This is a genomic window from Streptomyces sp. NPDC020875, assembly GCF_040641415.1.
Taxonomy (GTDB): domain Bacteria; phylum Actinomycetota; class Actinomycetes; order Streptomycetales; family Streptomycetaceae; genus Streptomyces.
Window position 1 is genome coordinate 22,612 of record NZ_JBFADP010000015.1, and the last position, 12,026, is coordinate 34,637.

Annotated in this window: 8 protein-coding genes and 2 pseudogenes; 6 read left to right on the plus strand and 4 right to left on the minus strand. The window is 69.8% G+C overall.

Annotation, left to right across the window (positions count from 1 at the left end; translation table 11 throughout):
* Nucleotides 1-325: 325 nt before the first annotated feature.
* From AB0G74_RS10865 to AB0G74_RS10875, 3 genes and pseudogenes are all read left to right on the plus strand, one after another.
* Nucleotides 326-3,142: pseudogene (locus AB0G74_RS10865) on the plus strand (Tn3 family transposase); the annotation flags it as partial.
* Nucleotides 3,143-3,323: 181 nt separating this feature from the next.
* Nucleotides 3,324-4,562, plus strand: coding sequence for a site-specific integrase (locus AB0G74_RS10870; protein ID WP_361143252.1), 1,239 nt, complete (start codon nt 3,324-3,326; stop codon nt 4,560-4,562).
* A complete protein-coding gene (locus AB0G74_RS10875; RefSeq protein ID WP_361143255.1) occupies nt 4,559-6,979 on the plus strand; it encodes a site-specific integrase in 2,421 nt (806 codons plus the stop codon). Before AB0G74_RS10870 ends, AB0G74_RS10875 begins: the two co-directional genes overlap by 4 nt.
* A gap of 12 nt (nt 6,980-6,991) precedes the next feature.
* On the opposite strand, the gene AB0G74_RS10880 is transcribed toward AB0G74_RS10875, so the two are convergent.
* Nucleotides 6,992-7,201 carry a hypothetical protein gene (locus AB0G74_RS10880; protein ID WP_361143258.1) on the minus strand — a complete coding sequence of 70 codons (210 nt, stop codon included), beginning with the start codon at nt 7,199-7,201 and terminating at the stop codon, nt 6,992-6,994.
* 126 nt (nt 7,202-7,327) lie between these two features.
* Nucleotides 7,328-8,227, minus strand: coding sequence for a hypothetical protein (locus AB0G74_RS10885; RefSeq protein WP_361143261.1), 900 nt, complete (start codon nt 8,225-8,227; stop codon nt 7,328-7,330).
* Between the two features lie 199 nt (nt 8,228-8,426).
* Here AB0G74_RS10885 and AB0G74_RS10890 point away from each other — a divergent pair, with 199 nt between their 5' ends.
* Nucleotides 8,427-8,663: a Tn3 family transposase gene (locus tag AB0G74_RS10890; RefSeq protein ID WP_361143486.1), complete on the plus strand. Its 237-nt coding sequence runs from the start codon at nt 8,427-8,429 to the stop codon at nt 8,661-8,663.
* 43 nt (nt 8,664-8,706) lie between these two features.
* On the opposite strand, the gene AB0G74_RS10895 is transcribed toward AB0G74_RS10890, so the two are convergent.
* Both AB0G74_RS10895 and AB0G74_RS10900 read right to left on the minus strand, forming a co-directional pair.
* A complete protein-coding gene (locus tag AB0G74_RS10895; protein ID WP_361143263.1) occupies nt 8,707-9,531 on the minus strand; it encodes a hypothetical protein in 825 nt (274 codons plus the stop codon).
* 194 nt (nt 9,532-9,725) lie between these two features.
* The gene (locus tag AB0G74_RS10900) at nt 9,726-10,700 is read right to left on the minus strand and encodes a site-specific integrase (RefSeq protein ID WP_361143266.1); all 975 of its coding nucleotides are present in this window, start codon (nt 10,698-10,700) and stop codon (nt 9,726-9,728) included.
* 246 nt (nt 10,701-10,946) lie between these two features.
* On the opposite strand from AB0G74_RS10900, the gene AB0G74_RS10905 reads away from it, so the two are divergent.
* Nucleotides 10,947-11,672: a GntR family transcriptional regulator gene (locus tag AB0G74_RS10905; protein ID WP_361143269.1), complete on the plus strand. Its 726-nt coding sequence runs from the start codon at nt 10,947-10,949 to the stop codon at nt 11,670-11,672.
* Between the two features lie 174 nt (nt 11,673-11,846).
* Nucleotides 11,847-11,978, plus strand: a pseudogene (locus AB0G74_RS10910) (flavoprotein); the annotation flags it as partial.
* Between the last annotated feature and the right edge of the window lie 48 nt (nt 11,979-12,026).

Sequence of the window (12,026 nt, forward strand, 5' to 3'; positions counted from 1 at the left end):
CTTGCGTAGCGCGGCACAACGCGAACAACAGTCCCGCTAGGGCCACTTGCGCGGTCCGGCAGCCGACCGCGGGCGCTCGCCCGCTTCGTGGAGCCTGCCGCAGGCGCATACCAGCAGCCATCATCATCGCTACTAGTACCGCTGGCTATCTACACGAAATAGCCTCTAACGTGCGGCGCTGCACCAGGACTTGGGGGTTGAGGAACATCCATGTCAGATCGTGCGCTAAGGGGTCGCTGGGCCGATTGGCGCTTTGCCCTGCACCTGCACTGATTGAGCGTCGGAGTCTTCGTGGGTCGCTGTTGTCGATCTTCGGAGTGTTGTTGTGGCGGTCGAGTTCCTGACGGATGAGCAAGCGGCCCGGTACGGGTCGTTCCATGAGGTGCCCTCGCGGGCGGAACTGGAGCGGTACTTCTTCCTGGACGACGCGGACCGGGAGGCGGTGCAGGCCAAGCGGCGGGCTCACAACCGGCTCGGGTTCGCGGTCCAGCTGACGAGCGTGCGGTTCCTGGGCCGGTTTATGCCGGACCCCCGGCAGGTGCCGGTCGAGGTGGCGGAGCATCTGGCCGGGCAGTTGGAGATCGCGGACGCCTCGTGTCTGAAGCTGTACGGCGAGCGGGACGGCACGGCCCGTACGCATGCAGGGGAGATCCAGGAGGCCGGGGGCTGGCGGGACTTCGCGGAGGTCCGGGAGGAGCTGACGGGCTGGCTGGACGCGCGGGCGTGGACGACGGGGGACGGGCCGAAGGCGTTGTTCGACGCGGCGGCCGGGTGGTTGCGCGAGGGGCGGGTGCTGCTGCCGGGTGCGAGCCGTCTGGCCCGGTTGGTGGGCTCGGTGCGGGAGGCGGCGAACCAGCGGTTGTGGGACACCTTGTACGGGCTGCTGAACACCGGCCAGCGGGCGGTGCTCGACTCGCTGCTGACCGTGCCGCCCGGGGCGCGGGTCTCCGAGCTGGACCGGCTGCGCCGGGGCCCGGTGCGGGTGTCGGGGCCGCAGATGAAGTGGTCGCTTCAGCGGGCGGAGGAGATCGCCGATCTGGGGATGGGTGCGCTGGACGTCGCCGGGATACCGCCGCGCAGGCTGGCGGAGCTGTCGCGGTACGGGGTGGACGGCAAGGCGACGCTGCTCAAGCGGCACGGTGATTCCCGGCGGCTGGCGACGCTGCTGGCCACCGCGGTGTACTTGACGACCCGGGCCGTGGACGACGCGCTGGACCTGCTGGAGGTGCTGATCGCCACGAAGCTGCTGGCGAAGGCCGAGCGGGAGACGGTGAAGGAGAAGATCAGGACGCTGCCGAGGGTGGAGCGGGCGGGAGCGAAGCTGGCGACCGCGTTCCAGGTCGTCTTCGAGACCACGAGCGAGCAGGTCGACACCGACACCGGCGAGATCAGTCCGCCCTCGGTGGAGACCTTCCAGGCGATGTGGGAGCAGATCGAGGCGGTGGTGCCCCGCCAGGAGCTGGCTGCCGCGATCGCCGCGCTGTTCGAGCTGACGCCGCCGCTCGACTCGGACGCGGACGAGGCGTGGCGGTCCATGCTGGTCACCCGGTTCGGCACGGTGCGGCCGTTCCTGAAGCTGCTGGTGAAGGTGGTGGACTTCGACGCGACGCCGGAGGGCGAGCCGGTGCTGGCCGCGCTGAAGACGCTGCCGGACCTGATGGGGCGCAAGAAGGTCGGCCCCGCCGAGATCGACACCGGCCTGCTGGCCGGGTCGTGGCGGCGGCTGGTGCTGGCGGCGCCGCACCTGGAGCCGGGCACGGTGGACTGGAAGGCGTACACGTTCTGCGTGCTGGAGCATGTCCACCGGATGCTGCGGAGCAAGCAGGTGTTCGCGAAGAACTCCTCGAAGTGGGGCGACCCGCGGGCGAAGCTCCTGGCCGGTGAGGCGTGGGAGCAGGCCAGGCCCACCGTGCTCGCGTCCCTCGGCCTCCCGGCGGAGGCGGGTGAGCATCTGGCCGCGCGGGCCGCGCTGCTGGACGGCACCTACCGGGAGGTCGCCGGCCGGGTGCCGGACAACGCGCAGATCGTGTTCGGCGACGACGGCCGGCTGCACTTCGCCGCCCTGGAGCCGGAGCCCGAACCGGCCTCGCTGCTCGACCTGCGGGCCGCGGTGAACGCGATGCTGCCCCGCGTGGATCTGCCGGAGGTGCTGTTGGAGGTGTTCTCCTGGACCGGCGCGGACCAGGCGTTCACCTCGGTCACCGGCGGCGAGGCCCGCCTGCGGGACCTGAACGTCACGATTGCCGGGCTGCTGGTCGCCCACGGCTGCAACGTCGGCTACACCCCCGTCATCGGCGGCGTGGACGCGCTGAAGTACGGGCGGCTGTCCCACGTGGACCAGACGTATCTGCGGCTCGCCACGTACCGGGCCGCGAACGCCACCCTCATCGAGGCCCAGGCCGCGATCGGCCTCGCCGCGGCGTGGGGCGGCGGTCTGGTCGCGTCGGTGGACGGGATGCGGTTCGTCGTGCCGGTGCAGTCGGTGTACGCCCGGCCGAATCCCCGGTTCTTCGGGCGCCGGGGCGGCGCGACGTGGCTGAACATGATCAACGACCAGGCGGCCGGGCTGGGCGGGAAGGTCGTGGCCGGCACCCCGCGCGACTCCCTCTACGTGCTGGACGTGCTCTACGACCGGGACGGCGGCCGCCGTCCGGACATGATCGTCACCGACACCGCGTCGTACAGCGACATCGTCTTCGGGCTCCTGACCCTGGCCGGGTTCGCCTACGCGCCGCAGCTCGCGGACCTGCCGGACCAGAAGATGTGGCGGATCGACCGTACGGCCGACTACGGCGCGTTCCAGGACGCGGCCCGCGGCCGGGCCGATCTCGCCCGGATCGAGCGGCACTGGGAGGACATCCTGCGGATCATCGGCTCCATCCACACCGGGGCCGTCCGCGCGTACGACGTGATCCGGATGCTGTCCCGCGACGGGCGCCCGACCCCGCTCGGGGACGCGATCGCGCACTACGGGCGGATCGCGAAGACCCTGCACATCCTGCGCCTGGCCGACGAGCCCGGCTACCGCCGCCAGATCAAGGTGCAGGCCAACCTCCAGGAAGGCCGCCACGCCCTCGCCCGGAAGATCTTCCACGGCCGGGCCGGACAGCTCTACCAGCGCTACCAGGACGGCATGGAGGACCTGTTGACCGAACTACCGGGGGGCGGGCCGACGAGCCCTTGGAGATCGACGCACCGTGACGGGGCCAAGTATCAGGCCGGTCCGCTTGCCCCGAGGCCGTGCCACACCACCGTCCTCATGTGCTGTCATCACGAGCTGTTGGAGACCACAGCAACTCGTGGAGGCTCAGGTGCAAGAGAGCATGCAGTTACGGGACGTCACGGCGCTGACGGTGCCGAGGGTCGGCCGGGTCGAGGAGACTGGCGATCCGTCCCTGCCGTACCGGCTGCTCGACCGGGACGGGATCGAGGTGGCGGCAGTCAGCGAGTTCCTGCTCGACATGCTCGCCGACGATGACAGCCCGGCCTCGCTGCGCTCGTATGCGTATGAGCTGCTGGCCTGGTTCCGGTTCCTGTGGGCCGTCGACGTGCCGTGGGACCGGGCCGGGCGGGCGGAGGCGCGGGACTTCGCACTGTGGCTGAAGGTGGTCAAGAAGCCGCCGCGGCCCCGGCGGCCGGACGCCCCGGCGCCCGGGTCGGTCAACTCGGTGACCGGCAAGCGGTACGCGGGCGAGAACTACGCGGCACGCACCCGGAGGCACGCGCGGGCAGTCGTCCGCAGCTTCTACGAGTATCACCGCGACATGCACGGACGTCCGCTGCTCAACCCGTTCCCGAAGACCAAGCGCTCCGAGGACGAGCACCTCAACGCCCACCACAACCCGATGCACGCCTTCAAGCACCCTGTCCTCCGGGCCCCCTACCAGCCCAAGGAGCCCCGGCGAACCCCGCGCGGCATCCCCGACCAGGCATTCAATGAACTGTTCGCGGCCCTGCCCTCGCACCGCGACCGCGCGCTGGTCGCCTTCTACATCTCGGCCGGCCCGCGCGCCTCGGAACTCCTCGGCGTCAGCCGGGACCGGGTCAGCCCCGGTGACCAGACGATCGGCGTCATCCGCAAGGGCTCCCGGGCCCTGCAATGGATCCCCGCCTCCAGCGACGCGTTCGTATGGCTACGTCTCTACCAGCAGCAGATCCGCCCGCAGGCCCTCGACGGGCCGGAGGAACCGCTGTGGTGGACCCTCCGACGCCCGATCAGACCGTTGAGCTACGACGCCGCACGCATGGTGTTCACCCGGGCCAACGAGACTCTGGGAGCGAACTGGACCCTGCATGACCTGCGGCACAGCGCGGCCAAACGCATGGTGCGCGATCCCAAGCTCTCGCTCACCGACGTCCAATGGGTCCTTGGCCATCTCCACATCAGCACCACGGAGCAGTACCTCGAACCAGCCGAGGACGAGGTCGTCGCGCACGTGCTGGCCCACCACGCCCGGCAAGCTGCGGAGCCCGTCAAACCGGTGATGCCCGCCCCGGGCTACCGTTCCGAGGTTCTCCAGACGCTACTCGGCACGGCCGTATTCGGTGGAGGCCCGGCATGACCACCGCGACCGTGACTGCCCGGCCCTCCGCCCCGCCCCGTCACGCCCCTTTGCCTCCCGGCCAGGAGAAACGCGAAGCGCTGACGACCTGGTGGCAGACGGAGGAACCGCGCGAACAGGTGCTGGAGCGCACACTCGCGCTGCCGTTCGCCGCGGACAGCGACGCCAACCTGCGCACACGGCACCGCGGCCTGATCAAGCTGCTGGACTGGCTGGAGGACCAGCCCGGCCACACCTGGCAGGAGCGCTGGATGGCCAGCGGAGCCGAGGAAGCAGGCCGGGAATGGACGCGGCTGCCGATGCAGTGGCTCGCCGAGCGCCAGCGGGCACGCAAGTACGACCGCGCCGATCTGTGCTGCGGCATGATCCCGCTGCTGGGCGGACAAGTCGTACGCCCCGCCTACCGGTGGCTGCTGCGGCAGCGCCCTTCGCAGCTGCTGGCGCACATCCGCAGCGTCACCGATCCCGACGGCTTCGCGGCGCTCAAGCACCAGTACGCGGCCACCGGCCACGCGGGATCCAACGACTGCAACAACGCACTCAACCGCGTCACCTGGATCGTGGTCTCCAAGGGCGGGACCGTCCGCGACGTCACCATTGGCGACTGCGTCGAGCTGCAGCACGCCATCGGCGAGCACCAGACCAACGGCTACCACGGCAAGCACCTCTTCTACGCGCTCCTCGCGGGCCTCGGCGTATTCGGCCCCGACGCCCCGGCACGGCTGAAGACGGTGATGCTGCCAGGGCAGCTGACACCGGCCGCACTGGTCGACCGGCAGGGCATCACCTGCACCGCGATACGCGACCTCCTGGTCGACTACCTCGCCGAACGCGCGGTGGACGTCGACTACACCACGCTGGAGGACATGGCCCGCACCCTGGCCGGACTGTTCTGGCGCGACCTGGAGAAACACCACCCGGGCATCGACTCGCTGCGGCTGAACGCCGACACCGTCACCGCCTGGCGGGAGCGCGTCCGCATGGTCCGTGACCGGCACGGCACCCCCATCCGGCCCCGGGTCAACGCACACACCGTGTTCAGCTGGGTCCGCACGTTCTACCAAGATCTCGCCCGCTGGGCCGCCGACGAACCAACGCGCTGGGGCCCGTGGGTGGCACCCTGCCCGGTCCGCGACAGTGACACCGACCACAAGAAGAACCGCGCCCGCCGCAAGGCAGCCATGGACCAGCGAACCCGCACCCTGCTGCCCGCACTCCCGGCCCTGGTCAAAGCCGTCGAGCGCCAGCTCAAGGACGCCCAGACCTGTCTCGCCACCGGACGGGAGACCCCGGCCGGAGCCCCGTTCACCACTCCGGCGGGCGAGACCCTCCTCCGCCGCGCCGGAGCGTCCTCCCGCGTGTACGCCGACGACCCCGCCACCAGCCGGCGCCGGGACCTGACCGTGGAAGAGGAACGCGCCTTCTGGGCCTGGGCCATCGTCGAAGTCCTTCGCCACACCGGCATGCGCATCGAGGAAGCACTCGAACTCACCCACCACAGCTTCGTCGCCTACCGGCTGCCCACCACCGGCGAGATCGTGCCCATGCTCCAGGTCGCCCCGTCCAAGCTCGACCAGGAGCGGCTGCTGTTGGTCTCACCAGAGCTCGGCGAGGTACTCACTGCGATCATCCATCGCGTCCGGCGCGGGCAGCAGGCCATGCCCCTGGTCTCCGCCTACGACAGTCTGGAACGGCTCTGGAGTGCACCGATGCCCTTCCTCTTCCAGCGCCGCTGCGGCCCAGAAGACCGGGCGATCCCGCGCAACTACATCTATACCTGCCTCAACGACGCCCTCGCCGCCAGCGGGCTGACCGGGCCCGGCGATGAGCAGCTGCGATACACGCCGCACGACTTCCGGAGAATCTTCGTGACCGACGCCCTCCGCTCCGGCCTGCCCCCGCACATCGCCGCCCGCATCTGCGGCCACCGGATGGCCGACACGACTCTCGGCTATGCCGCGATCTATCCCGAGGACGTCATCAACCACCACCGGTCCTTCATCGCCCGCCGCCGGTCACTGCGACCCGGAGAGGAGTACCGCGAACCCACTGCACAGGAATGGCAGGACTTCCTCGCCCACTTCGAGCTGCGGAAGGTCGCCCTCGGCGTTTGCGCACGCGACTTCGGCACCCCCTGCGTCCATGAACACGCCTGCATCCGCTGCCCTGTCCTGCGACCCGATCCCGAGCAGAGGCCCCGCCTGGAGGAGATCCATGCGAACCTGCTCGACCGGCTCCAGGAGGCCAAGGAACAGGGATGGCTCGGCGAGGTCGCCGCGATCGAGGCCAGCCTCGCCGCCACCGAGCAGAAGCTCGCCGCCATGCGCGACCTCGCAGTCCGGCACACCACAGTCCACCTCGGCATGCCCGACTTCCGTACCACCGCCGGCCGACTCCCCGCTGCCAGGGAGGCGTGACAGCCAGCCAGGTCAGCCGGAGGCGTACACCTTCGGAGTCCGGCACTTGCCCCTCATCCGCCGCCGGTGCGAAGCGGCGACGTTCCCGACATGCTGCCGTCCGGAGCCGACATAGCTGTCACCACACGTGTCACAGCGCCAGCGGTAGACCTCCGAGCGGGGCAGGGCGTCGGGCTCGCGGTTGGACGTGATCGCCTTGAACAGCAGCTTAAACAGGTTCATTGTCGTCGTGCTCCTCGTCTGGGTGGCCCCGACCCTTGCCGGGGCCATCACATCGTTCCGTAGGGGGCCAGCCAAGGTGAGGCCGAAAGCCGCCACGGGATGATCTTGAAGTTCCGGTAGGGGTACTCAGGCGATGACGAAGGGGATGAACGCCACCTCGGCGCGGGGAGCGCTGCCCGGATCTCCGCTGCCCCGGACAACGAAACCCCACTGCCGGTCCTCGTCAGCTCTGCTGGAGTCGAAGGACTCGTACTGCGGGTGGGAACGGATCGCGGCGATAGTGTCGGCGATCCGGGCATCCGGTTCCTTCTCCCGGTAAAACATCAGCAGAGACGTCCGGCGGCCGCCGTTGTCCGTGTATCTGAGCAGTTGGTCCAGCGCGTTGGTGACCGACTTCGGCCCGGTGTAGAACTTGCACTCGGAGATCGACACGTTGCGGTCTCCGACTCGGATCAGGATGTCCGTCTTGCCCTTGCCGTTCAGGGTCTCGCCCGTGGACTGCCCTTCAAAGTAGGCATTGAGGGCGACTAGCAGCACGTCTCGCAGCCGCTCCTCAGGCATGTCAGAGGTCAGGAGGCCCAACCGCTCCATCGAGTTGCGGGCCCCCCGCAGAAGCCTGAGGGAATCCGCATACGCCCTGGCGTCGTGCCGCGCCACCTCGGGCCGCCACTCTCCGACCGGCAGGATCTGGAGGGTCGGGCTGACTTGGTAGCCGTCCCGGGCCAGCGCGGCTGTGACCTTCGCCAGCGTCCCGTCCCAGCCGTAGGAGCCGGTGCACTCATCAAGCATGCCCTCGAACGCGCGCAGGGCCCGCTGGACCTGTCCTCCGTCGGTCCAGTCAACACCTTCGGCGAAGGAGCTGAAGAGCTGCTTGCGAGCTCCACCTGAGCGAGTCTGCGTGGCTTCCACGGGAGAGAAGCCCTCACCTGTCCAGCATGCTCGCAGGGGACTCAGCTCGATGATGGAGCTGAGCTCCCAGAAGAGCTGGCGCGTCCGGGCGCTGACTATCTCGATAGCTGTATCCATCGGGCCAGGTTAAGAGCCCAAATCGTGTCGGTGACGACGTTTCAGATACATCACCCTCTGTACGTGGAGGCTCCATGGGAGGGGAGCGCCGACACGCCCGACGACACTCAGCTCTCCAACTTCTTCACCACTACTGTCCGTGGCGAAGAGGGGAGCCGGCCGGATCAAGGCGATGCTGGGCTAGTTCGGATAAGACCAGATCGGCGCGCTCGGCCTGGTCCTCAACGCCCTCGTGCTGTTCACCACCCGCTATATGGACGCCGCCGTCACCCGGCTCCGCGCCGACGGCTTCTACGTCCGCGACGAGGACGTCGCACGCCTCTCGCCGTTCGTCCGCCACCACATCAACGTGCTGGGCCGGTACTCCTTCCAGCTCCCCGAGCTGCCCGGCGGCCTGCGGCCCCTGCGCGACAAGCACGCCACCGACGGCGAGTGACCGGCGGGCTCCCCGTACCCGGTGACGTGGGCCGTCTGGGTCACTAGTGGGCCGGCGGCCCGACTAGCAGGTGCAGGTAGTGCGATAGCGGGCGGTCCCAGGCCGGGGCCGGGGGCTCCCCGGGTTCGAACTTCGGGCGAAGCGGGGCGCAGATGACCTTGTCGCAGTACTTGTAGGTGTTCAGGGTGCCGGAGGTGGTACCCACGATGATGGCGACTCCCTCGTCGCTGTCGCGGCTGCCCCGGACCAGGATCTTCTTGCTGTCACTGCTGTCGAAGTCGATGGTCTCGTAGTGCCAGCTCCCGCTCTCGGAGCCGTACCCCAGCGTCGCGTACTCCTGGGTGGTGCTGACCTTGTCGTTCTTGGCGATCAGCCTGCCCTCGATGGCATAGCCCTCGGGGCCGTCCGCCCAAGCGTGCCCGCGGAAGATGACGTGGACGCCGCCCTCGTCGTAGCGGGCCTCGATGAGCTGGCGCGGGCCGCCGGCGGGGGCGGTGACCTTGTCGCCGTACTCGTAGCTCCCGTCGTTGTGGAGGTTGATGCCCAGCCGGAAGTCCACGTCCTCGTTCAGCGCGCGCTTTCCGCGGCCGGAGATCTCGTAGACGTTCTCGTCGGTTCCCTTGATCTCCCGCTTCTCGTAGGAGAAGTCGGCGGACGCTCCGCCGTGCCCGAGGGCCACCGTGTTCGTGATACCGGCGTCGACGACCTGGCAGGTGGCCGAGAGGGTCCCGGAGAAGACGTAGCCCTCGGGGCCGTCGGGGTCCACGGTGCCCTCGAACAACGCGCCGTGCTCCCTCCACCGGTCGTGGTCGTCGCGGCTCAGGTCCTCGCGGCGGGGCTTGTAGAACCTCACGGTCACGGCAGGCATGGTTCGCTCCATCTCCCAACGAATTCCCACAGAGCGGCCAATACCGGCCGCTCCATGAGGAAGTTACCGTAGGTGATCACGCGATTACTATGCCGTGGCGCGGGGGCCTGGGGCGCGTGCGGTCCTACGGCGGCGTACCACGGGCGTCCGCGCGCCCGGTACGGCCCACCGCAGGGCATACCGCTGACACAGGGTCAGCGGCGGGCATCGCCGGGTGCGAGGAGGCTGGTCAGCTCGGCGATCGCCTCGGGAGACGGCTTGAAGTAGCGGCGCACGTTGTCCGCCTTCCGGTGCCGGGACTTGGCCATCAGCATCAGCAGGGAGGCGCCCCGCTCACCGAGGTGCGTGAGCCCGGAGTGCCGGTATTCGTGCAGGTCCCAGCCCGTTCCGGGCTGGCCGCCGACGGCGGTGTGCTCGTCGAGCAGCGCGCGGGCCTGGCCGTAGGAGAGGCGGGCGAGGCCGGTGTCCGGGCACACATCCCGGGGGCTCACGACCTTCCCCGGGCCGGGGCGGCGGTGGGTGACGAATACCGGTCCGCAGGTGCGGCCCTTGATCAGGCGGGGCAGGAGCCGCGCGGTGCCGGCGTCCCAGTAGACGGTCTCCAGGACGAAGTCCTCGCGCACCCGGCCGCCCCGGCGGCGGGCGGCGGCGCCCTTCGCCTTCACCGGGGCCCGGCGCCCGGCGAGGTCCAGCTCCTCGATGTTGACGTCCAGGATCTCCTCGGCGCGGGCGCAGGTCTCGTAGAGCATCCGCCACAGCGTCTTCTCCCGCAGCGCGACCTCGCGCCGGGCGATCAGCCGGTCGACCGCCATCTTCGAGCGGGCCGGGGTCTGCGAGTCCGGCGGCGGCATCCGGCTCGCCCAGGCCGGGACGGCCGGGCCGTCGTACCCGCGCTCGCGGCACCAGCCGAGCCAGGACAGGACCGACGCCCGGCGCGCGTTCCAGGTGTTCGCCGCGGAGCGGCCCCACAGCGTCTCCAGGGCTCCGCCGATCTCGTCGTCCGCGACCGACGCGAGCGGCCGGGCCTCGCCGATCCGCTCGGCGGTCTTGCCCACCCCGATCCCGTAGTTCCGGACCGTGTTCGGGTTGCCGAGCGAGTCCAGGAAGACGTCGGCCGCCCCGCGGACCGTGAGCGCCTTCCCGGCGGGCAGTTGTACGACAGCGGGCACCGCTTCCCCCTTGCCACAGATAACAGGGTAGCTTCACGCGGAGGCCCGGCGACGTCTCCGCAGGTCGCGTTCGGCAATGCCGCAGATAATAGGGCGTTATCTGTGGGAAGACTTCAGCCCGGTGCCGAGGGCGAAGCCCCGTCAGCCGCTCACCAGGGCCGACGGAGGCTTAGCGCACGATCTGACATGGATGTTCCTCAGACCCCGACTTGGCCCCGTGCGGCGCGCAACGGAAAGGAGAGAGGAATGGCCCAGATGGGATACGCGGCCATCGCGGATCACTACCGTCGCCAGATCCAGGACGGAGTCCTCGCGCCGGGCGCCGCGATGCCGTCGCTGCGGGAGGTGTGCGAACAGTTCGGCGTCGCCAACACCACCGCGAACCGCGCCTACCGCGTCCTGAAGATGGAAGGACTCACCCTGCCCAAGCCCGGTGTCGGGACCGTCGTCGCCGGACCGATCAGCAACAACATCTCGGCCCGGGTCCGGCTCCACCAGCACACCGGCGCCGCACTCGGCGGCGGGGAGACCTCCCGCGTCCTGGAAACCGGCACCATCGGCGCCGACGAACTCGTCGCCCCGCGCCTGGACGTCACACCCGGCACCCCGGTCCACGTCCGCCGCCGCATCGTCAGCCGCGACGGCTCACCCGTCCACATCAGCAGCTCCTACTACCCCGCCTACGTCATCGCCGCCGCACCCGAACTGACCGAACCGGTCTCCACCGGCGGATCCCGCGAACTCGCCGCCGAACGCCTCGGCGTCGAACAGGACCACGTCCTCGAAGAAGTCACCTCCCGGCTCCCCACCGCAGCCGAGAAGGAAGCCCTCGGACTGACCGCCCACAACGTCGTCGTCACCCAGGTCGTCCGCACCGTCCACCTCGCCGACGGCCGCGTCGTCGAAGTCGCCGTCAAGGTCACCGGAGGCTCCACCGTCCTGCGCTGGATCACCACCCTCCGCGACCAGTAACCACCCCCGTGGCAGCGCCCGCACGACCCCAGATCACGGGTGGGCCGACCTGGACCGCAGCACGCCGCCACACCAACCACCACCACGGGCCCGGCCACCTCGGACAATGGCCGGGCCCACAACACCACCCCGGAACACCGAACCCCCGACAGCAGCACCGCGGCCGTCAACACCGTCGCCGCACTCCGCGAGACCGGCGTCACCGTCCTGTACGGCGAAGGCGGCTTCACCCCCAACCCACCCGGCGAGCGCCACCCCTACCCCTGGCACACCGCCCTCGACACGGCCGAAGAAGCCCACCGCTGACGGATACGACTAGGCTCCGCTGGCTTGTTCCCGACCGGAGGGGCGCGA

Excerpts from the sequence above, each read along its gene's own strand:
- AB0G74_RS10905 (WP_361143269.1), top strand. The coding sequence starts at position 10,947 with ATGGCCCAGATGGGATACGCGGCCATCGCGGATCACTACCGTCGCCAG.
- AB0G74_RS10875 (WP_361143255.1), top strand. The coding sequence starts at position 4,559 with ATGACCACCGCGACCGTGACTGCCCGGCCCTCCGCCCCGCCCCGTCAC.
- AB0G74_RS10895 (WP_361143263.1), bottom strand. The coding sequence starts at position 9,531 with ATGCCTGCCGTGACCGTGAGGTTCTACAAGCCCCGCCGCGAGGACCTG.
- AB0G74_RS10870 (WP_361143252.1), top strand. The coding sequence starts at position 3,324 with ATGCAGTTACGGGACGTCACGGCGCTGACGGTGCCGAGGGTCGGCCGG.
- AB0G74_RS10885 (WP_361143261.1), bottom strand. The coding sequence starts at position 8,227 with ATGGATACAGCTATCGAGATAGTCAGCGCCCGGACGCGCCAGCTCTTC.
- AB0G74_RS10880 (WP_361143258.1), bottom strand. The coding sequence starts at position 7,201 with ATGAACCTGTTTAAGCTGCTGTTCAAGGCGATCACGTCCAACCGCGAG.